The organism is Nonomuraea sp. NPDC003754 (assembly GCF_053605785.1).
This window is the reverse complement of sequence record NZ_JBSGJX010000016.1, coordinates 124,886-145,583: the sequence shown is the minus strand read 5'-3', so window position 1 is coordinate 145,583 and position 20,698 is coordinate 124,886. Positions and strand designations below refer to the sequence as shown.

Annotated in this window: 14 protein-coding genes; 10 read left to right on the top strand and 4 right to left on the bottom strand. The window is 72.0% G+C overall.

What is annotated here, in order from left to right; genetic code table 11:
• Nucleotides 1–218 precede the first annotated feature (218 nt).
• Nucleotides 219–2,354: an excinuclease ABC subunit UvrB gene (gene uvrB / locus ACWEVS_RS21400; protein WP_452552928.1), complete on the bottom strand. Its 2,136-nt coding sequence runs from the start codon at nucleotides 2,352–2,354 to the stop codon at nucleotides 219–221.
• A 177-nt stretch (nucleotides 2,355–2,531) separates the two neighbouring features.
• Between uvrB and ACWEVS_RS21395 the strand changes: the two genes are divergently transcribed.
• The 5 genes from ACWEVS_RS21395 (at nucleotide 2,532) to ACWEVS_RS21375 (ending at nucleotide 8,727) form a co-directional block, all read left to right on the top strand.
• Complete coding sequence (locus tag ACWEVS_RS21395) at nucleotides 2,532–3,035, top strand: SigE family RNA polymerase sigma factor (RefSeq protein ID WP_449920827.1); 504 nt, start codon at nucleotides 2,532–2,534, stop codon at nucleotides 3,033–3,035.
• Nucleotides 3,036–3,246: 211 nt separating this feature from the next.
• Nucleotides 3,247–4,461, top strand: coding sequence for a hypothetical protein (locus ACWEVS_RS21390; protein ID WP_452552926.1), 1,215 nt, complete (start codon nucleotides 3,247–3,249; stop codon nucleotides 4,459–4,461).
• A 200-nt stretch (nucleotides 4,462–4,661) separates the two neighbouring features.
• Nucleotides 4,662–6,707, top strand: coding sequence for an SPFH domain-containing protein (locus ACWEVS_RS21385; protein WP_452552924.1), 2,046 nt, complete (start codon nucleotides 4,662–4,664; stop codon nucleotides 6,705–6,707).
• Nucleotides 6,704–7,933: an SPFH domain-containing protein gene (locus ACWEVS_RS21380; RefSeq protein ID WP_449920835.1), complete on the top strand. Its 1,230-nt coding sequence runs from the start codon at nucleotides 6,704–6,706 to the stop codon at nucleotides 7,931–7,933. The genes ACWEVS_RS21385 and ACWEVS_RS21380 overlap by 4 nt, the downstream gene beginning before the upstream one ends.
• A 20-nt stretch (nucleotides 7,934–7,953) precedes the next feature.
• Complete coding sequence (locus ACWEVS_RS21375; protein ID WP_449920837.1) at nucleotides 7,954–8,727, top strand: sporulation protein; 774 nt, start codon at nucleotides 7,954–7,956, stop codon at nucleotides 8,725–8,727.
• A gap of 56 nt (nucleotides 8,728–8,783) precedes the next feature.
• Here ACWEVS_RS21375 and ACWEVS_RS21370 read toward each other — a convergent pair whose 3' ends face one another.
• A complete protein-coding gene (locus tag ACWEVS_RS21370) occupies nucleotides 8,784–9,680 on the bottom strand; it encodes a PIG-L family deacetylase (RefSeq protein WP_449920839.1) in 897 nt (298 codons plus the stop codon).
• Between the two features lie 167 nt (nucleotides 9,681–9,847).
• Here ACWEVS_RS21370 and ACWEVS_RS21365 point away from each other — a divergent pair, with 167 nt between their 5' ends.
• The 3 genes from ACWEVS_RS21365 to ACWEVS_RS21355 are packed head-to-tail and all read left to right on the top strand — an operon-like array spanning nucleotide 9,848 to nucleotide 12,304.
• Nucleotides 9,848–10,879 (top strand): hypothetical protein, encoded by a 1,032-nt coding sequence (locus ACWEVS_RS21365; protein ID WP_449920842.1) that lies wholly within the window; start codon nucleotides 9,848–9,850, stop codon nucleotides 10,877–10,879.
• Nucleotides 10,876–11,496 carry a hypothetical protein gene (locus ACWEVS_RS21360; protein WP_452415637.1) on the top strand — a complete coding sequence of 207 codons (621 nt, stop codon included), beginning with the start codon at nucleotides 10,876–10,878 and terminating at the stop codon, nucleotides 11,494–11,496. The genes ACWEVS_RS21365 and ACWEVS_RS21360 overlap by 4 nt, the downstream gene beginning before the upstream one ends.
• Nucleotides 11,497–11,506: 10 nt before the next feature.
• Entirely contained in the window at nucleotides 11,507–12,304 is a 798-nt protein-coding gene (locus tag ACWEVS_RS21355) for an inositol monophosphatase family protein (protein ID WP_449920846.1), read from the top strand.
• Here the strand turns inward: ACWEVS_RS21355 and ACWEVS_RS21350 are convergent.
• On the bottom strand, nucleotides 12,296–13,444 hold the full coding sequence (locus tag ACWEVS_RS21350; protein ID WP_452552921.1) for an SLC13 family permease: 1,149 nt from the start codon (nucleotides 13,442–13,444) through the stop codon (nucleotides 12,296–12,298). The two genes, ACWEVS_RS21355 and ACWEVS_RS21350, sit on opposite strands and share 9 nt — an antisense overlap.
• 95 nt (nucleotides 13,445–13,539) lie before the next feature.
• On the opposite strand from ACWEVS_RS21350, the gene ACWEVS_RS21345 reads away from it, so the two are divergent.
• Both ACWEVS_RS21345 and ACWEVS_RS21340 read left to right on the top strand, forming a co-directional pair.
• Entirely contained in the window at nucleotides 13,540–19,110 is a 5,571-nt protein-coding gene (locus ACWEVS_RS21345) for a TIR domain-containing protein (protein ID WP_452552919.1), read from the top strand.
• A 19-nt stretch (nucleotides 19,111–19,129) separates the two neighbouring features.
• Nucleotides 19,130–20,092 (top strand): hypothetical protein, encoded by a 963-nt coding sequence (locus ACWEVS_RS21340; protein ID WP_452552917.1) that lies wholly within the window; start codon nucleotides 19,130–19,132, stop codon nucleotides 20,090–20,092.
• On the opposite strand, the gene coaE is transcribed toward ACWEVS_RS21340, so the two are convergent.
• Nucleotides 20,082–20,669: a dephospho-CoA kinase gene (coaE, locus tag ACWEVS_RS21335; protein ID WP_452552915.1), complete on the bottom strand. Its 588-nt coding sequence runs from the start codon at nucleotides 20,667–20,669 to the stop codon at nucleotides 20,082–20,084. The two genes, ACWEVS_RS21340 and coaE, sit on opposite strands and share 11 nt — an antisense overlap.
• Between the last annotated feature and the right edge of the window lie 29 nt (nucleotides 20,670–20,698).

The following is a 20,698-nucleotide window of genomic DNA, read 5'->3' as shown; positions in this document are numbered from 1 at the left end:
CACCGGTGACCACGGTGGCCGTGACCCCGCTTGCCGTACGGGCACCCACCAGCGGCCCCGACCACACCCCACGGATATCGGCCGACACCCCAGGAACGCCCTGCTACAGACACCCAGGGGACGCCGACCGGCCCCGCGGATGCCAACCGACACCCCGCGGACGCCGGGGTAAGGGCCCCGTCGCAGGTCGGCGAGGGACCCTGGACATACCGGCGGGGCTATTTCACCCCGGCCTCGCGCATGTCGCGGAGTTCGCGCTTGAGCTCCTTGATCTCGTCGCGCAGCCGGGCCGCCACCTCGAACTGCAGGTCGGCCGCCGCCTGGTGCATCTGCTCGGTGAGCGAGTCGATGAGCGTCTCCATCTGGGCGCGCGGCATCTCGCCCGCGATCGCCTTGGCGTGCTGGCCGGCCGGGGCCGCGCCGGAGGCACGCAGCGCGCGCTGCGCGGCGAAGCCCGGCACCGGCGCCTTGCCGCGCGACTGCTGCCTGCCGCTGCCCATCAGCTGCTCGGTGTCGGCGTCCTCGCGCTGCAGCGAGTCGAGGATGTCGGCGATCTTCTTGCGCAGCGGCTTCGGGTCGATGCCGTTGGCCTCGTTGTAGGCGATCTGCTTGGCGCGGCGCCGCGAGGTCTCCTCGATCGCCCGTTCCATCGACGGGGTGATCTTGTCGGCGTACATGTGGACCTGGCCGGACACGTTGCGGGCCGCGCGGCCGATCGTCTGGATCAGGGAGGTCTCCGAGCGCAGGAAGCCCTCCTTGTCGGCGTCGAGGATGGCCACCAGCGAGACCTCGGGCAGGTCGAGGCCCTCCCGCAGCAGGTTGATGCCGACCAGCACGTCGAACTCGCCCATGCGCAGCTCGCGCAGCAGCTCGATCCGGCGCAGCGTGTCGACCTCGCTGTGCAGGTAGCGGACCCGGATGCCGAGCTCGAGGAGGTAGTCGGTCAGGTCTTCGGCCATCTTCTTGGTGAGCGTGGTGACCAGGACCCGCTCGTCCCTGTCGGCGCGCTCGCGGATCTCGTGGACCAGGTCGTCGATCTGGCCCTTGGTCGGCTTGACGACGACCTCGGGGTCGACGAGGCCGGTCGGGCGGATGACCTGCTCGACCACCTCGCCCTTGACCCTGCCGAGCTCGTAGGTGCCCGGCGTGGCCGACAGGTAGACGGTCTGGCCGATCCGCTCCAGGAACTCCTCCCACTTCAGCGGCCGGTTGTCGAGCGCCGACGGCAGGCGGAAGCCGTGGTCGACGAGGGTGCGCTTGCGGGAGGCGTCGCCTTCGTACATGGCGCCGATCTGCGGCACCGTCTGGTGGGACTCGTCGAGGACCAGCAGGAAGTCTTCGGGGAAGTAGTCGAGCAGCGTGTTGGGCGCGCTGCCCGCCTCGCGGCCGTCCATGTGGCGCGAGTAGTTCTCGATGCCGGCGCAGGTGCCGACCTGACGCATCATCTCGATGTCGTAGGTGGTGCGCATGCGCAGCCGCTGGGCCTCCAGCAGCTTGCCCTGCCGCTCCAGCTCGGCCAGCCGCCCGGTCAGCTCGGCCTCGATGCCCTCGACGGCCCTGGCCATGCGCTCCTCGCCCGCGACGTAGTGGGAGGCGGGGAAGATGTAGAGCTCCTCGTCCTCGGTGATGACGTCGCCGGTCAGCGGGTGCATCGTGGAGAGCTTCTCGATCTCGTCGCCGAACATCTCGATGCGCACGGCCAGCTCTTCGTACTTCGGGATGATCTCGATCGTGTCGCCGCGCACCCGGAACGTGCCGCGCGTGAAGGCCAGGTCGTTGCGGGTGTACTGCATGTCGACCAGGCGGCGCAGCAGCTGGTCGCGGTCGACCTCCATGCCGACGCGCAGCCTGGTCATGCGGTCGACGTACTCCTGGGGCGTGCCCAGGCCGTAGATGCACGAGACCGAGGCGACCACGATGGTATCGCGCCTGGTGAGCAACGAGTTTGTCGCCGAGTGGCGCAGCCGCTCGACCTCGTCGTTGATCGAGGAGTCCTTCTCGATGTAGGTGTCGCTCTGCGGCACGTAGGCCTCAGGCTGGTAGTAGTCGTAGTAGGAGACGAAGTACTCGACCGCGTTGTTGGGCAGCATCTCACGCAGCTCGTTGGCGAACTGCGCGGCCAGTGTCTTGTTGGGCTGCATGACGAGCGCGGGCCGCTGCAGGCGCTCGATCAGCCAGGCGACCGTGGCGGTCTTGCCCGTGCCAGTGGCGCCGAGCAGCACGTTGTCCTTCTCCCCCGCCTTCACCCTGCGCTCCAGCTCGGCGATCGCCGTCGGCTGGTCGCCGGAGGGGGTCATCTCGGTGACGACCTCGAAGGGCGCCACCTTGCGCTGCAAATCTGTTACCGGCCGCATGTCATTCACTGTAGGTGGTGGGACTGACATTTCTCACGGCAAGCCCGCCCGCTGACGCCTGCCCGGCCACTCCGGCGGGACTCCTGGTACACGCGGTCGCATCGGGCTGATTTTCTCCCGCCCGCCGTGCAACATCAGCGCCTCCCTCCCCGTCTATACCGGGATGGAAGGGACCACATGACCGACGATGCGCTGTTCGAATCGTTCGTCGCCGGCCGGGCCGACGCGCTGACCCGTTACGCGTACGCGCTGACCGGCAACCCGCACGACGCGGCGGACCTGGTGCAGGAGGCGCTGGTGCGGCTGCGCGGCTCCTGGTCGCGGGTGCGCCGCAAGCACGACCCCGAGAGCTACGTACGGGTGTCGATGACCCGGCTGCACATCAACGTCTGGCGCCGGCGGCGGCGCGAGCATCTGGCGTGGGACCCGCCGGAGAGGGAGACGGCCGACGTCCCGTCGGCGTGGGCCGACTTCGACTCCGATCTGTGGCGGGAGCTGGCCAAGCTGCCCCGCCGTCAGCGCACGGTGATCGTGCTGCGCTACTACGAGGACCGGTCGGACGAGGAGATCGCCGCGATCATGGGCGTCTCCCAGGGCACGGTCCGCAGCCAGGCCTCCCGCGCGCTGGACAAGCTGAGGTCGAGCCTGACCCTGCTCCCCGAGCCCGAGCCGACCACATGAGCGCTCCCCTTGACCACCCCCTCGGCCGCCCCATGACCATCTCCATGGCCATCTCCATGACCGTCACCATGCCTACCCCCATGACCGTCACCGGCCCTGCCCCCGCGAGCCGCGGGCCGGGCCTGCGCCCCGGCGCACGCCGATCTCCCGGCCGCCGCGCCAAGCGTCCCGGATCGGCGCGACCCATCCCCCGAGAAACGGAGAGGACACGATGAGCGAGCTGGAAACCCTGCTGCAGGACTCCCTGTCCCGCTCGGCGGGCCGCGCGCCGGCCGCCCCCCACGACCTCCTCCAGCGGGTGGACGCCGCCGCCCGCCGCCGCCGTCGCAGGGGCACGGCGGTGGCGGGCGCGGCCGCCGCGGCTGCCGTGGTCGCCGTCACGATGACCGGCTTCTTCGTGACGTCCTCGCTGACGCCGGCGCGGCCGGCGGAACCGGCCGCGCCGGCCACGGCCTCCGGCGACCCGCAACCGCTGAGGAAGGTGTGGCCGCAAGCGGTCCACACCCTTCCGCGCACGCTGCCGGACGGCAGGCCGTACCAGGTGGAGAGGTTCCTCGACCGGGACACCCTGCTGGTGCGCACGACGAAGGACGGCAACCCCGACCGCCCCGACGGGCTGTGGTCCTACAACGTGAAGTCCGGCGCGCTGACCAGGCTGGTCGCCGTCCAGCCGCCGAAGGGCACAGTGGTGTCCTGGCCCTTCACCGCCGCCGGGGAGGGCCGGCTGGTCTGGTGGACGCTGCGCAAGGACGGCGCCCGCCGGGTGACCGACATCTGGGCGGCTCCGGTGAAGGGCGGCGCGCAGCGCAGGGTGACCTCCTTCGAGAGCGCGCCGGGACGAGGGGAGATCGGCCACTTCGCCGTCGCCGAAGGGAAGGTGGTCTGGTCGCTGGGCGGGGACGGCGGCCTGTACGAGGCGCCGCTGAGCGGCGGCGCTCCCAGGAGGATCGGCGGGACCGAGGGGCTGCATCTGCTCGGCTGGCCGTGGGCGGCGGCGTTCCAGTATCCGCGCACGAAGAAGCAGCCGGAGCCGCCCTTCGGCGAGCTGGTGAACGTGCTGACCGGCGAGCGGCGCGCGGCTCCGGCGATCAGCCAGGACCGGCCGGTGAACTGCGGGATCACCTGGTGCGTCGCCGGCGAGCGGGCCCTGACGCGCGACGGCTCGCGCGAACGCCTCCTGAGCGGTCGTGCCTGGGACGTGCCCGCGATGGACCGGTTCGTGCTCGCCACCAAGGTCGAGGGCCTACGGCTCCAGCACACGCTGCTGTACGACCTGGCCACCGGCAGGGCGGGTGATCTGGGCATCAGGGCGGAGAAGAGGGGCGGATGGGCCTCCCCGACGCTCGACCGCCGCGCTCCGGGTGTGTTCGCCTACGAGCTCGACGGCAAGCTGACGGTCGTCGACCTCACGATCGCGTCGCGATGAGCCACGAAGAGGTAACAGGCCGTTTACACCGGGGCGCCTCCTCGGGTATCTCCTAGGGAGGTCCGCACCGTCCCAGCACGACACCTCGGGCACCTGCCGGGGCCTTCGACCGTCACGGGCTGTTGACACTCTTTTGCAAGCGATCATCAAGGCTTGCCCGATACGGTACGGATTCCCCCCGGTTCGACAAGAGAGGTGCGATGTCTCGACCACGAGAAGCCCTGATCCAAGCCGGTCAGGGCATAGCTCAGGCCGTGGCCCAGGGCAGAGACGTACGGCAGGCGATGGGCCAGGCCGTCGAACAGGCCGTGGACCAGGTCGGGCAGCTGGCAGGGCAGGCACCGGGCTTCCAGCTCAACCCCCGCGACTTCCTGGCCGCCCGTGACGGCGGCGCGTCCGTCGGCACGATCATCGAGGCGCGGTCGGCGACGCTGGGCGAGGCCGGTGAGATCGTCAGCCGCAGCTTCACCGAACGCGGCCCGAACGGCGAGCCCCTGCACGTCATCTCCCCCGTCGTGATCCCCAAGGGCAGCACCGCCAAGGTGCTCATCCCGCTGGCCATCCTGGTCGTGCTGGGGCTCGTCGGCGCCCTCGGCAACGTGGTGCCCGGTGTCGACGTGCTGTTCGGCGTGCACTACTGGGTGGTGCTGGTGCTGGCCGCGGTGTTCCTGTGGTGGCGGCGCAGCGTGGTCATGGTGCCCGAGGGCTGCAAGGCGCTGATCACCAAGTTCGGCAAGCTGGTGCACATCGCCGATCCCGGCCGGGTGACGCTGTTCAACCCGTGGAAGCGGGTCAGCTACATCGTCAACACCACTCGCGAGTACCCGTTCAACGCGCCCATCAGGGAGGCGCCGACCCAGCAGGGCGTCAAGGCGAGCGTCGACCTGTTCCTGCAGTTCAGGATCGAGAACCCGGCGGAGTTCATCTTCGTGCTCGGCTCGGTCAGCGGCTTCCAGTCCAAGCTGCAGAACGCCATCAGCGAGGTCACCCGCTCGCTCATCTACGCGCAGCGCGCCGAGGAGATCTACGACCTGGTGGGCGAGAGCACGCTTGGCATGCTCGACAGCCTCAACCAGCAGTTCCTGCCCGCCGTACGGCTGACGGACGTGAACATCACCCACGCCGAGCCGTCCAGCCAGGAGTACCGGATGGACCTGGCGGCCCCCGAGATGGTGCGGGTGGCCAAGGAGGCCTACACCTACGAGTACGAGCTGCAGTTGCGCAAGGAGCAGAACGAGGGCGACCTGGTCAAGGAGCTGGCCGGCCTGCAGGAGACGCTGAGCGCCATCCAGGCCGAGATCGCCTCCTACCAGGCGCGTATGGACACCGCGCTGGAGCGGGCCTCGCACCAGGCCAAGGCGCAGGCCAGGCAGCGGCTCGTCGAGGCCGAGTCGACGGCCAACGCCAACGCGGCGCTGCTGGAGGCCCAGGCGCTGGACATCAGGGCGCTGTCGGCGGCCGAGGCGCCCGAGATCCTCGACTACCGCTTCCAGCAGGACCTGCTGGACAAGCTGGAGTCGGTGGCCGCGCGCCTGCCGCAGGTGGTGCAGGTGGGCGAGCAGACCGACATCGACTTCCTCGCGCTGGCCCAGCAGCTGGTCGGCGGCAAGGGGGCGGCGCTGTTCTCGCCCGAGGACATGGCGGCCATCAGGGCCAGGCTGGCCGAGATCGCGCAGCGGGTCGAGCAGCGCGAGGACGAGATCACCGCACTGCTCAAGCGCGCCGCCGACGAGGTGGCGACCGCCGCCGATCCCGAGCCCGCGGCCGTCCCCGACGCCGTGATCCCCGCCATCGCGCAGGCACCCGCCGAGCCGGCGCGCCCCGCCGCGGCCACTGCCGCCCCCGGCGCCGCCGGCAGCGGCGCCTTCGGTGGCGCCGCCCCCGGTGACGGCGCGGCCGGCTCCCCCCGCGCGGCGGCCGGCGGCCCCGACTGGGCGGACGTCGACGCCGAGACGACGATCGAGCGCCCGATGCGCCTGCCCAACCCGGCGCCTCCCTCGGCGCCCAGCGCGCTGCCCTCCTACGAGCGGCCCGTGCCCTCGCCGCCCGCCCCCGGCTCGGCCGTCCCCGGCCCGTCCACGCCGGGCTTCCCCGACGTGTCCGCACCCGGCTCGGTTCCCGGCGCGCCCGCCCCCGGCCCGTCAGGCGGGGGCTGGCCCGCGCCGCCGCCCGAGCCGCGCCCGCTCGGCACCCCTGTCTGGCCCGCCCGGCAGCCCCAGGGCAACGAGGAGGATGACGCCCGATGAGCCGCGAGTTCTCGAAGATCAAGGAGTCGCTGGCCGCCTGGTCCGAGATCCGCCAGCTGCTGCGCGGCGGTGAGCAGGGCCAGCTCGTCCCCGTGGTCATCCCCAAGGACAGGCGCGGCTTCGCGTGGATGACCCTGGTGTTCCTCGCCCTGTACTTCGCGCTGATGGCCGTCTTCACCGGCGAGCTGCTGGCGGTCCTGGCCGCCATCGCCGTCCTGCTGATCGCCCTGATCTCGGTGTGGCGGGGCGCCATCATCGAGATCGAGGAGGGCACCACGGGCGTGCGCAGCAGGTGGGGCGCGATCACCGGGGTGCTTCCCCCCGGTCGCCACTACCTGTGGCTGCCCTGGGACAAGGTGGACGCCGTCGTCGACACCTCCACCGAGATCCCCTACTCGGCGCCCATCTCCGCCTGCCCGACGGCCGAGAACGTGCCGCTGAAGTCGATCGAGTTCTTCCTGAAGTTCCGCATCGTCGACCCGGTGGCCTTCGTCCGCACGATCGGCGCGGGCAACTTCGACCTGGTGCTGTCGAGCGCCGTCCAGGACGCCATCAGGCAGCGCAGCCGCAGGGTCAACACCGAGCGCGCCTACGACCTGCGCGGCTCCGACGTGGGCGACATGCAGGAGGCGCTCAACAGGCAGCTCGGCCGCTACGGCGTGCGCGTCACCGGCGCCAACATCCCGGACGTGCAGCTGCCCGACCAGTACCAGCAGCACCTGGCCACCAGGGAAAAGGTCGCCAAGGAGCTGTCGGCCTACGAGCGGGAGTGGGAGCTGACCCGCAAGCGCCGCATCGACACCTTGCTGATGGAGATCGAGCGGTCGAAGAAGACCCGCGACGCCCGCGTCGTCGAGGTCAAGGCCGCGCACAACACCGCCCGCAAGGACGTCGCCCGTATGCTGGAGGAGCAGGAGACCGAGGCCCAGCGGGTGCGATGGGAGATCGAGGCGCGCGGCAGGGCCGAGCTCACCGCCGCCGAGAACGAGGCCAAGGCACTGCGCAGGCTCGCCGACTCCTACCGTGACAACCGCGCGGTCCTGCAGTACGAGCTGGCTCGCCGCCGGCTCGACGTGGGGGCCAAGCTGGCCGAGAACGCCCCGCAGCCGCTCGTCGTCCGTACGGCGAGCGGGCAGGGCGATTCGGCGCTGTCCACCCTGCTCCTGGCCCAGCTGCTGCCCAGGATCGCGGGGAACGGCCCGGCCAACCCGCCCGTTGGCCAGTAAAAACCTCAAGGAGAACGCTCATGGTGTTCCGCAAGCTGAAGGCCGCCTTCGGGGCAGGCGTCGAGGTCGACACGGTTCTGCACAACACCACTGTCCGGCCGGGTGAGGCCCTGCGCGGCGTGGTCAACTTCAAGAGCGGCAGCTCGGACTACAAGGTCGACGGGATCACCATCGACCTGACCGCCGTCGTCGAGGTCGAGAGCGGCGACCACGAGTTCAAGACCACCTACAGCTTCCTGCGCCAGCAGGTGGCCGGGCCGTTCCACCTGGCCGGGGGGGCCGCCCACCAGCAGCCGTTCCAGATCCCGGTGCCGTGGGAGACGCCGATCAGCGCGATCGGCAACCACCCGCTGCACGGGATGCGCCTGGGCGTGCAGACCGAGCTGTCCCTGGCCGGCGCGATGGACAAGGGCGACCTCGACCCGCTGTACGTCACGCCGCTGCCGGCCCAGGAGCACGTGTTGGCCGCGCTCGACCGGATGGGCTTCCGCTTCAAGAAGGCCGATCTGGAGCGCGGCACGCTGTACGGCTCGACGATGCCGTTCTTCCAGGAGATCGAGTACTACGCCGGCGGCCAGTGGCGCGGCCACTTCAACGAGCTGGAGCTGACGTTCATCGCGGGTCCGACCCAGATGGACGTGATCCTGGAGGCCGACAAGCGCGGCGGCTTCCTGACCTCCAGCCACGACACCTACAACCGTTTCACCGTCCGCTACGGCGACCACCCCGGCGCGGCCGAGCAGGCGCTCCAGGCGGGCCTGGAGCAGATGGCCCGGCGCCGCGGCTGGTTCTAGCCCGTGGGGTACGGCACGGAGTGAGGGGCTGCCCGGCCCCTCACTCCCGCCCCCGCCTACCGCTCGGGCGGCGCGACGGTGTACATCCGGCCGACCCAGTCGCCGTAGCGCGGCGCGCCGCGGGTCCGGTAGTCGTGGCGCCGGTAGATCTGGAAGACCACCCGTTTCAGCCACGCGGCTCCCGCCCGCAGGTTCGGCGGCGCCGACGTGATCGGATACCCGCGGTAGGACCGCACGCGCACGCGCATTCCCGCCGCCGCGGCCCTGGCGAACCTGGCCGAAGCGGTGTGGTCGTGGTGATCGGCAGGCGTTCCCGACGGGTCGGGGTCGAGCGTGCGCAGCTCGGTCGGCCCGAACCCGGTCAGCAGCGCGGCCAGCATGCCGACCACGTCCGCCTTCGACAGGCACCTGCCCGGCAGGCTGAAGGCCCGCACGCAGCGCGTCACACCGGACAGCAGCCGCGACAGCGCGTCCGGCCCGCCGTCGGCGCGCGGGTCGCCGCCGTCGGGTAACCCGGCGAAGACCAGCCGCACCCTCGGGCTGCCGACCAGCCACTCGGTCCTGACGGGCACCCCGCCCGCCAGCTCCGTACGGCCGTGCCACCGGTCGGGCACCCCGGCCAGCCACGCGTAGGCGGCGCGGATGCCGTCCTGCCGTCGCCGGGCGTACTCGTGCGGATCATGATCGTCGTCCAGGCCCGCCGTCCCCTCCCCCGCGGTGAGGAACACCGTCATGGTGGGCCAGCCCGCCACCACGGCGGCGAACAGGTCCGGGCTCATGAACAGCAGGTCGTCGTCGGGGTGCGCCACCACCTGGACGTAGCGCTCCCCCTCCGGCGGCCGGCCGGACAGGCACCGGTCCGGGCGGACCGCCACCGGCAACGCCGCGAGCACGATGAGCGCGCCGCCGACGAACAGGCTGAGCGCGCGCGTGCCGTACCGGCCGAAGAACAAATCCCACCCCCGTGAGCCCCGTCCGTCGACCGTAGGGGTGGGCGATATGTCGTGACATCGGCCGGAAGTCGGGTCCGCCTCCTCCCCTGGTATTACCGTGCGCTGGTGATCGCGTGACGCGCTCGTTACCATGGCGTGGGGAGTCATGAGGAGGTGCGGGGCACACCATGAGGCGGCTCGTCACGGGGATCAAGCGGGCCGCGCCCTGGGCGGCGCAGAACGCCGACGGCGCCATCGCGCTGACGCTCGCGGTCGTGGTCGGCGTGCTCGGCATCATGCCGGACCCGGTCATCCTCGACACCGTCAAGACCCAGCTCATCAGCTCCGCGACGCTGGTCATCCTGGCCCTCGTCGCCACCGCGCTGCTCAGGGACCGGGTACGCCAGGCCCCCGTCGAGCGCACCATCACCTCGGGCGCCCTCGCCCAGCTGCCCGAGCGGCTGCAGCGCCTGGAGCACCTGGAGTCGCTGGTCGCCGGCACCCGGCGGGCACTCGACGAGTTGCAGCTGGTCAGGGTGCTCGGCAGCCGGCAGGAGATCGCCGAGGCGCTGGCCGCCGCCCGCAGGGACACCACACGCTGGAGCTTCAAGGGCGGCACGGGCACCTACCTGCGGGCCGTCACGCTGCCGCAGTGCGTGGCGGCCGCGCGCCGGGTGCGGCGGCATCTCACGATCACGATCGAGATCATCGACCCCACCGACGAGAACGTCTGCGAGGCCTACGCGCACTACCGGCGCTCGCTGTCCGACCTGCCCGACGGCACGGGCGAGCGATGGTCGACCGACCGGGCCAGGAAGGAGTCCTACGCGACGATCCTGGCCGTCTTCTGGCACCGCCAGCGCTACGGGCTGCTCGACATCGGCGTCGGCCTGTCCCGCACGATGACCACCTTCCGCTGGGACCTGTCGGCCACGCGGCTGGTCATGACCGTCGAAGACCCGAACAGGGCGATGAGCGCCCTGGCCGGCACCTTCTACTACGAGAACTGCGACTCGGAGCTGCGGCTCAGTCTCGAGCAGGCCCGGCGGGTCCCCGTCGAGCGCTACAAGGCGGTGCCGCTCAGCGACGAGCCCACGGTCGAGGAGGTCGAGGAGCTGTTCAGGCGGATCGAGCTACCGTTGCCCAAGGCCTACACCGAGCACGACGTCGTGGACGTCACCAGGAAGGCCCTGCAGGCCAAGGACCCCTACGGGTCATGAGCCACCAGGCGGTGTACGAGGAGATCCTGCGCGGCGGCGCCCGGCGGTGGGCGCTGGAGGCGCTGGCCGGCCTGGGCGACCTGCGCGCCGTACGGCATCCGCTGGGTTTCGTCTGCCTGCCGCTCGAGCGCGACGGCGGCGACGGCGTGTGCCTGCACCTGTGGTCCAAGGCGTTCCCGCACGCCGACGCCACCACCTCACAGATCCACTGCCACAGCTGGGACCTGGTCAGCCACGTCCTGTACGGCCAGGTGCGCAACGTCCACGTGATCGTCGAGGACGCCGCCGACGACGCCACGCACCGGGTGTTCAAGGTGGTCAGCGACCCCGGCGGCGACCGCATCGAGCCGACCGAGCGGACCGTGCGGCACCGCACCAGCCTGGTGGAGGTGTTCGGCGAGGGCGAGACCTACATGCTGCCGGCCGACCGCTTCCACGCCAGCGTCATCCCCGAGGACGGCGAGGCGGCCACCATCGCCCTGGGCAGGGGCCGGCCGGGCAGCCACGACCTGTCGCTCGGCCCGCTCGGCACGTCGGCCCACCACACCATCCGCGAGCATCTCGACGCCGCCGAGACCGCCCGCGCGGCGAGGCTGATCGCCGAGCACCTCATCTAGGGAGGATCCCGTGGATCTCGAGCACGCTCGGCACGTGGCGGTGCAGGCCGCCGAAGCCGCCGGGAGGATCCTTCGCGAGGGCGGGCCCGCGCCCGCCGTGCGGCCGAAGGGCGACAACGGCGACGTGGTCACCGACCTCGACCTGGCCTCGGAGAAGCTCCTGCTCGAACGGATCCTGACGGCCTTCCCCGCCCACTCGGTGATCGCCGAGGAGTCGGGGCTGGTGGGGGCGGCGGGCGGGGAGTGGACGTGGCTCATCGACCCGCTCGACGGCACCAACAACGTGGCCATCGGCCTGCCCGCCTACGTCGTCGGGCTGGCGCTGTGCCACCGCGGGCGGCCCGTCGTGGGCGTGGTGCACGAGCCGGTCGCCGACCGCACCTGGTCGGCCCTCCGCGGGAGCGGAGCCTACGGCCCTGCCGGGGTACGGCTGGCGCCGCCGTACCGGCCCTGGCGGCACGGGCCCGTGGTGGCGTGGACGCAGGGTCACGGGGTCTCGCGCGCCGCGGCGCACCCGCTGAAGATGCGCCTGGACCTGGGGGCCCGGCGGGTGCTGCAGCTGTGGGCGCCGCTGCTGTCGTGGGCGATGCTGGCCAGGGGCGACATCGACGGGTTCGTCGGCTACTGCGCCGAGGCCGTGGACCTGCCCGCGGGTGCGTTGCTGGCCCACGAGGCCGGCATCGAGATCAGGGCGCTGGACGGCGGCCCGTTCCCCTGGAGTCTGGAGGGGCCGCCCGAGGACCGCAGTTTCGTCGCCGGGCACCCGCGGGCGATCCCCGCGCTGCTGGAGCTGATCGGGTCAGCCTGAGGAGGCCGTCAGCGCGGCGACGCCGGCCAGGATCCCGGCGACCGCCAGCCCGGCGCCGGTGAGCAGGAAGCGGCCCATGGGCACCTTGACCCCGTGCCTGGCGCACGACTCGAACCACAGCAACGTGGCCAGCGACGCCCACGGGGTGACGACGGGGCCCACGTTGACGCCCATGAGCAGGGCGAGCGGGTCGGCCACGACGCTCTCCAACGCCTTGTACGCGGGCAGGTTGTTGATCAGGTTGGCCAGGCCGGCGCCGACGAACGCGGTGCGATAGGGGTCCTGGGCCTCGCCCAGCAGCCACGACATGGCCGTGCCGAGCCCGTGCGCGCTCAGTGTCGGCACGACGAGGAACAGACCGGTGACGAAGATCAGCAGCTGCCACGGGACCAGGCCCCAGGTGAGCTTGGCCCGGTCCCTGACCGAGAAGGCGACCACCACGATGGCCGCCGCGACCGGTGCCGCCGCCGACACCGGCACCTCCAGCAGCAGCGCGCCGACGAAAAGCACGCACGCCACGGACGCGGCCCAGAACAGCACCCGGTCGGCGACCGGCTCCAGGACGGGAGGGGTGTAGCGCCGGTTGCCCCGCCAGTAGAACACCCACAGGAACACCATCGTCACCGCGATGGCCGCCAGCTGGGCCGCCCACATGTGCCCGGCGAACTCCCTGGTGGACAGGTTGATCCTGGCCATGCCCAGCAGGTTGGTGAGGTTGGAGACCGGCAGCAGCAGGCTGGCGGTGTTGGCCAGCCAGATCGTCGTCATCGCCAGCGGCAGCGCGGCGATGCCCGCGCGTGGCGCCAGGGCCAGCATGACGGGCGTCAGCAGGACCGCCGTGGTGTCGAGATTGAGGAAGATCGTCACCAGCGAGGCGAAGAGCACGCACAGCAGGAAGAGGGCGACGTTGCTGCCCCGCGCCAGCACCGCCATCCTGCCCGCGATGACGTCGAAGACACGGGCCTCCTTGGTCAGCTCCGCCAGCACGATGACCCCGACCAGGAAGATCATCAGCGGCCAGATGCCGTCGAGCTCCTCGACGGCCCTCTCGAGGGGGAGCAGCCCCGTCGCCACGAACGCCAGCCCGAGGGCGAGCAGCCCGATCCTGATCCAGTCCAGGACGCCCAGTCGGCTCAGCACGGGTCGATCTTCGCACATGGACCCGAGTCGACGAACTGATCGTGTCGCGTGCCGTAACCCTCCACAACCGCGTCCGTAGCGGGGATACTGGCGCAATGGCGCGTGACGGCAGGCCCACCGACATCTTCGTCAGCTACTCCCCCGCCGACACGGCCTGGGCCACGTGGATCGCCTGGGAGCTCGAGGCGGCCGGCTACCGGACGATGATCCAGGCGTGGGACTTCGTGCCCGGCACGAACTTCATCGACTTCATGGACAGAGGCGTCAGCGAGGCGCAGGTCGTCGTGGCCGTGCTGTCGCGCAACTACCTCGGCTCCCGCTACGGCCGCATGGAGTGGCAGGCCGCGCTGCGCGCCGTGCCCGACAACCCCTCCGCCAAGCTGATCACCGTCCGCCTCGAGGACGTCCCGCTCGGGGGCCTGCTGTCCACCATCACCTGGGTCGACCTGGTGGGCGTCACCGACCAGGCCACGGCGCGCGGCCTGCTGCTCAACCGCATCGCCGAGGCGGTCGCCGGGCGGGCCAAGCCCCACCTGCCGCCCGCCTTCCCGCACGGCGCGGCCGAGCCTGAGCGCGAGCCGGAGCCGGAGCCCCCGCACGAGGCGCCCTCCAGGGAGCGCCTCGACCGGGCCAGGCGCACCCCGCGGACCGCCCCGTCGTTCCCGCTCGGCCCGGCGCAGCAGCGCACCCGCGACACGCTCAGCGTGTTACATCTGGGCGGCACCAGGTTCGGGCGGGCGCTGCCCGAACCCGGCGAGCCGTTCACGCCGGAGGACCTGCAGGCCCGCATCTGGGCGGACCTGACCAGGATGCAGGACAAGGGCATGCCCAAGCCGGACCTGATGCTGGTCACCGGCGACCTGACCGAGTCGGGCACGCTCACCCAGTTCGGTCACGCCACCCAGTTCCTGACCAGCCTGCGCGTGCTGCTCGGTCTCGAACCGCGCCGGCTGGTCGTGGTGCCGGGCCCGCGCGACGTCACCAAGGCCGCCGCCAAGGCCTACTTCGCCACCTGCGAGGCCGACGACGTACGGCCGCACCCGCCGTACTGGCCGAAGTGGCGCCACTACGCGGGCATGTTCGCCGAGCTGCACCACGACGGGGCGGTGTTCGACGGCGGGCAGCCGTGGACCCTGTTCGAGCTGCCCGAGCTGCGGCTGGCCGTGGCGGGGCTCAACTCCACGATGGCGATGAGCCACCTGGAGAAGGACGCCTACGGCCTGGTCGGCGAGGCGCAGGCGGCCTGGTTCGCCGAACGGCTGCGCGAGTACGAGGAGCGCTCCTGGATGCGCCTGGGCGCGATCGGCCACGCGCCCAGCGGGTTGCGCGACATCACCACGATGGAGCGGCTGATCGGGCACCGGCTGAACCTGCTCTTCCACGGGCCCGGCCCCACCGCCGAGGGCACGGTCGGCGCGCCCAGGCGCCACCAGGTCGTCGAGCTGACCCCCACCGGCATCCGGCTCTGGCGGCCCGACGGGGAGCCGGAGCGCACGCCGTACCGGTGGAAGGCGGCCAGGTCGACGTTCACCGGCGAGGCCGCGCCGGGCCCCGCCAAGACCCCGGAGGTCGTCGAGCGCCAGCCGAGCCCCGCGCAGCTGCTGCTCGACCGCATCGCCGAGGTGTGCGAGGCCAGGCACGAGCGCGTCAAGATCCGCAGGTTCGACACCCATCTGGTGATGACCTACCCGGAGGACGGCTTCGTCCGCCAGTCGATGATCGCCGCCCACGTGGGCGAGCTGTCCGCCGAGCACACCGAGGCCCTCGTCCGGCAGGCGCACGCCACCACCCTCGCCCTCGAACTCGTCTACCAGGGCCCGCCGCCCCCCAGGGTGCTGCGCGAGGACCTGATGCGCAGGGGCGTGCGGGTGCGCAGCTTCACCGAGTTCCAGGGCCTGCTCGACCTGTCGGAGTACGTCGCCGAGCAGTCCATGAGGTTGCGCGCCGACCGCCGCTACCCGCCCGAGCTGTACGTGCCCCAGCGCTACCGCGAGCTCGACCGCCCCACGCCCGAGACCAAGGACGGGCTCACCGACGAGCTGATGCGGCTGCTGTCGGCCGACCACGGCAGGTTCCTGCTGCTGCTCGGCGACTTCGGCCACGGCAAGACGTTCGCCCTGCGGGAGCTGGCCAGGCGCATCCCCACCGAGCTGCCGCACCTGACGCCGATCCTCATCGAGCTGCGCGCCCTGGACAAGGCGCACTCCGTCGACGGGCTGGTGGCCGCGCACCTGGCCAACCACGGCGAGGAGCTCATCGACCTCAAGGCCTTCCACTACCTGCTCCGGCAGGGCCGGATCGTGCTGCTGTTCGACGGGTTCGACGAGCTGGTCACCCGCGTCACCTACGACCGGGCGGCCGACCACCTGACGACGCTGCTGGCCGCGGCCGAGGACAAGGCGAAGATCGTCGTGGCCAGCCGTACCCAGCACTTCAAGTCCCACGGGCAGGTGCTGACCACGCTGGGCGAGATGGTCGGGGTCCTGCCGCAGCGGCGCGTCATCAGCGTCGAGGACTTCACGCACGGGCAGATCCGCGCCTACCTCTCCAACCGCTTCACCGACAGCGACGAGGCGCAGGCCCGCCTGTCGCTGCTCGAAGGCATCAAGGACCTGCTCGACCTCGGGCGCAACCCCAGGATGCTGAGCTTCATCGCCGATCTCGACGCCGAGCGGCTGCGCACGGTCGCCACCGCGCGCCACACGATCAGTCCGGCCCTGCTGTACGAGGAGATCCTCACCTCCTGGCTCGCCTTCGAGGAGCGGCGCACCAGCGTGCCGGGCGCCCCCGCGCCGCTGACCGCCGGGGAGCTGTGGCGGGCGGTCACGGCACTGGCGCTGCGGCTGTGGGACACCGGCGAGTCCTTCCTCGGCCTGGCGGAGCTGACCGAGATCGCCGAGACGCTCACCGACCTGGCCGACGGGCAGCTGACCGGCGTGCAGGCGGCCCACGCGGTCGGCACGGGCAGCCTGATGGTGCGCACCGACGAGGGGATGTTCGGCTTCATCCACGCCTCGGTGATGGAGTGGCTGATCGCCCGGCAGGTCGCCGCCTCACTGCCCGACTCGTCACTGCTGGCCAGGCGCCCGCTGTCGGCGCTGATGGTGGAGTTCCTGTGCGACCTGGCCGACATCAGGGCCACCCAGAACTGGGTGGCCACGGTGCTGTCCGACCCCGGTACCGACGACGTGGTCAGGGCCAACGCGGTCAAGATCCTGGCGCGGCTGCGCACCCCCGCCAAGGCCGACCTGCGCGGCGCGAACCTGCAGGGCGAGGACCTGTCCGGGCGCGACCTGCGCGAGGTCGACCTCACCGGCGCGCGGCTGGACGGGGCGACGCTGGCCGGCACCGACCTGTCCAGGGCGACCCTGCGCGACGCGGTCCTGCAGGGGGCCCGGCTCGACGGCGCCGTCCTGTCCGGCGCGGACCTGCGGGGGGCCGACCTGTCAGGAGCCCGGCTGTTCGGCACCGACCTGAGCGACGTCTCCGTCGAGGGCAGCCGCTGGCACCGCGCCGCGCTCATCAACACCAAGGGGACGCTGCCGCCGCTGCGCGGGGCGGCCGTCGTGCCGGGCGACCCGGTCGAGGTGGAGCTGGCGCCCGCGGCGATCGGCGTGCCGTACGGGTACCACTTCCAGACCAGCCGCCTGCCCGAGCCGATCGCCTACAGCCCCTCGGGCGCGCTGCTGGCGGTCGGCAACGAGGACGGCGGCGTGCTGCTGTCCACCGGCGGGCTGCCGGTCCGCACGCTGCAGGGCCACAGCGGGCGCGTCTACGCGGTGGCCTTCAGCGACGACCTGCTCGCCACCGGCGCCAGCGACGGAACGGTGGTGCTGTGGGACCCGCTCACCGGTCGGCCGCTGCACACGCTGCGCGGCCACGCGGACGGGGTGTGGCCGGTGCGCTTCAGCCCCGCGGGCGACCTGATCGTCGCCGGCGGCGGGGACGGCGTCGTGCGGATCTGGTCCACCTCGACCGGCGCGCTCCTGCACCGGCTGAGCGGCCACACCGCGCCCATCTTCACCGCCGCGTTCACCCCTTCCGGGCTGGTCACCGGCGACTCCGCGGGCACCGTCCGGGTGTGGGACCCCCGCTCAGGCCGGCACGTGCGCACGCTGTTCTCCGGGCAGGGCGCGGTCTACCGCGCCGCCGCCGGCGCCGACCTGCTGGCCACCGGCCACGAGGACGGCACGGTGCGGGTGTGGCGGGACGGCGAGCTCCTGCACACGCTGTCCGGGCACCAGGGGCGGGTCTACTGCGTCGCCTTCTCACCTGACGCCGACCTGCTGGCCACCGGCGACACCGAGGGCGCCGTCCTGCTGTGGGAGCCGCGCTCCGGCCACTCACGCGGCCTGCACACCACCCACCGGGCCGCCGTCTACCAGGTGACCTTCTCCCCCACCGGCGAGCTGCTGGCCACCGGAGACTCCGACGGCACCGTCCGCGTGCAGGAGATCGGCGGGCCGCGCAGGACCGAGCTGTCGGGGCACCGCAGCTCGGTGTGGCCCTTCTCCTTCCGCCCCGACGGGGCGCAACTGGCCACCAGCAGCAACGACGGCACCACCCGCCTGTGGGATCCCGTGACCGGCCAGTGCACCCGCATCCTGCGCGGCCACGGCCGCCGCATCTCCTCCGTCTCCTTCAGCGCCGACGGCTCGATGCTGGCCACCAGCGGCAACGACGGCGTGGTACGGATCTGGGAGCCGCGCACGTGCCGCCGCCTGCGGGAGTTCACCGGCGCCGCCGACCGCCTGATCTCCGCCGTCTTCTCCCCCGCCGGGCCCGTCCTCGCCACCGCCAGCAACGACGGCGGCGTCCACTTCTGGAACGCGGTCACCGGCGACCACGAGCGCGAGCTGAACGTCGAGACCGACCACGTGTGGGCAGAGGCGTTCAGCCCCGACGGCTGGCACATCGCCACCGCCAACGACGACGACAGCGTCCGCATCTGGTACCGGCCGACCGCCCGCCTGGTCAGCGACCTGGCCGACCACAAGGGCAGGGTGCGCTCGATCGGCTTCAGCCCCGACGGGGTCTTCGTCGCCACCGGCTGCGACGACCGGCTGGTCCGCGTCTGGCACGTCGAGTCGGGCGGCAGGGTGGCGACCCTGGAAGGGCACACCGACCGCGTCTACTCCGTCTCCTTCGACCCCACGGGCCGCCTGCTGGCCAGCGCCTCCAACGACGGCAGGGCGATGATCTGGGAGCTGCGCCCGGGCAAACCGTGGAATCCCCGGCTGCTGCACACGCTCAGCGGGCACGCGGGCCGGCTGTGGAGCGCCGACTTCTCCGCCGGGGGCGACCTGCTGGCCACCGGCGGCGACGACCTGGCCGTGCGGGTGTGGGAGGTCGCCACCGGACGGCTGCTGCACACGCTGACCGGCCACACACGCCGGGTGCTGACCGTCGCCTTCTCCCCCGACGGGCTGCTGGCCAGCGCCGGCGACGACGGGGTGGTCATCCTCTGGCGCGACGGCGTACGGCAGGCCACGCTCCTCGGCCTGCCTGAGGGCTGGGCGGCGCTGGCGCCCGACGGGCGCTACAAGTTCCAGGGCGAGGTGGCCGGGCAGTTCTGGCACGTGATCGGGACGGCCAGATTCGAGCTGGGCGAGCTGGATCCGCACCTGCCCGCCGTCCGGTCGGTCGCCCTGGACGCCGAATTCTGATCGTGGTAGATGGCGTCCTATGGGAATCTCCGCGCGGCTGCGCGACATCGCGGGCAACCTCGACATCATCGTGGTTTTCGTGGTCGCCATGGTGGTCGGCGGCCTCGACCTCCTCAACGTCATCGAGGACGGCAAGGCCGACGGCGTCATCCTGCCGGTGCTGGCGGCTCTCGCCTTCGTGTGGATCAGGGACCGCCACCGCCAGCGCCGCGTCGCCGACCAACTGGCCAAGGTGGCCACCACGACCGACGGCATGTGGTCGCTGCTCACCAGCGGGCAGTCGGTCATCACGCTGACCGGGCCCGCCATCAGCAGGGAGCTGACCGCCGCCCGCGCCGAGACCGACCGCTGGCTGTTCAAGGGCAGCACCGGCACCTTCACCCGCGCCGTCACCCTGCCCGAGTGCGTCGAGCACGCCCAGCGCCAGCGCAGGAAGCTGACCTTCCGCCTGGAGATCCTCGACCCGGCCGACCTCGACCTGTGTGCCGCCTACACCCGCCTCCACCGGGACCTCGCCCCGGCCGGCACCGAGGAGAAGACCTGGACCGACCTGGGCACCCGCCAGGAGCTGTACGCCACCATCCTGGCCGCCTGCTGGTACCGCCAGCGCAACCGGCAGTTACTCGACATCGAGGTCCGGGTCTCCCAGACCCTCTCGCTGTTCCGCTGGGACCTGTCGTGGAGCCGCCTCATCATCACCCAGCGCGGCCCCGCCTTCCCCGCCGTGTCCATCCCGCGCGGCAGCCCCCACTACAACCTGTGGGCCACCGAGCTGGAGAACAGCCTCGGCCAGGCCCGGCGGCTCCCGCTGGAGCGCGCCACCCCGCTCGGCGACACACCCACCGTCGAGGAGGCCCACCAGCTGTTCGCCGCCCTCGGGGTGGCCGTGGACCTGGCCCCGGCCGACCTGCTGGAGGTCACCCGCATCGCGCTCGACCACCTCGACCCCTACCGCGACCACGTCGCGACGGTCAACCCGTGAGCCGCCGCCACACCTCGGCGACCCGGGCGTCCAGGTCGTCCAGCGAGCCCTCGTTCGGGATCACGACGTCGGCGGCCGCCAGCCGTTCCTCCCTGCCGGCCTGGGCGGCGATCCGCGCCCTCGCGTCCTGCTCGGACATGCCCCTCACCCGGGTCAGCCGCTCGAGCCGGACCTCGTCGGCGGCGTCGACCACGATCACCACCTCGTACATGGGGGCCAGCTTGTTCTCCACCAGCAGCGGCACGTCGTAGACCACCACGGCGTCGTCGGGCGCGTCCTGCTGCAGCCGCGCGACGCGCTCACCCACCAGGGGATGGACGATCCCGTTCAGCGTGGCCAGCTTGTCGGGATCGGCGAACACGATCGAGCCCAGCCGTTCCCTGTCGAGCGAGCCGTCCGGGCGCAGGATCTCCTCGCCGAACGCGGCCACCACCCTGGCCAGCCCCTGCGTGCCGGGCTCGACCACCTCACGCGCGATCTTGTCGGCGTCGATGACCACGGCGCCGCGCTGCGCCAGCCGCTTGGAGACCTCGCTCTTACCCGACCCGATGCCGCCGGTCAGACCCACTTTCAGCACAGGCAGAGCCTATCCGCCGCGCGGGCCCC

Bases quoted from the DNA above. Each gene is read 5' to 3' on its own strand.
- ACWEVS_RS21375 (WP_449920837.1), top strand. From the start codon at position 7,954: ATGGTGTTCCGCAAGCTGAAGGCCGCCTTCGGGGCAGGCGTCGAGGTC.
- ACWEVS_RS21380 (WP_449920835.1), top strand. From the start codon at position 6,704: ATGAGCCGCGAGTTCTCGAAGATCAAGGAGTCGCTGGCCGCCTGGTCC.
- ACWEVS_RS21365 (WP_449920842.1), top strand. From the start codon at position 9,848: ATGAGGCGGCTCGTCACGGGGATCAAGCGGGCCGCGCCCTGGGCGGCG.
- ACWEVS_RS21340 (WP_452552917.1), top strand. From the start codon at position 19,130: ATGGGAATCTCCGCGCGGCTGCGCGACATCGCGGGCAACCTCGACATC.
- uvrB (WP_452552928.1), bottom strand. From the start codon at position 2,354: ATGCGGCCGGTAACAGATTTGCAGCGCAAGGTGGCGCCCTTCGAGGTC.
- ACWEVS_RS21390 (WP_452552926.1), top strand. From the start codon at position 3,247: ATGAGCGAGCTGGAAACCCTGCTGCAGGACTCCCTGTCCCGCTCGGCG.
- ACWEVS_RS21395 (WP_449920827.1), top strand. From the start codon at position 2,532: ATGACCGACGATGCGCTGTTCGAATCGTTCGTCGCCGGCCGGGCCGAC.
- ACWEVS_RS21345 (WP_452552919.1), top strand. From the start codon at position 13,540: ATGGCGCGTGACGGCAGGCCCACCGACATCTTCGTCAGCTACTCCCCC.
- ACWEVS_RS21360 (WP_452415637.1), top strand. From the start codon at position 10,876: ATGAGCCACCAGGCGGTGTACGAGGAGATCCTGCGCGGCGGCGCCCGG.
- ACWEVS_RS21385 (WP_452552924.1), top strand. From the start codon at position 4,662: ATGTCTCGACCACGAGAAGCCCTGATCCAAGCCGGTCAGGGCATAGCT.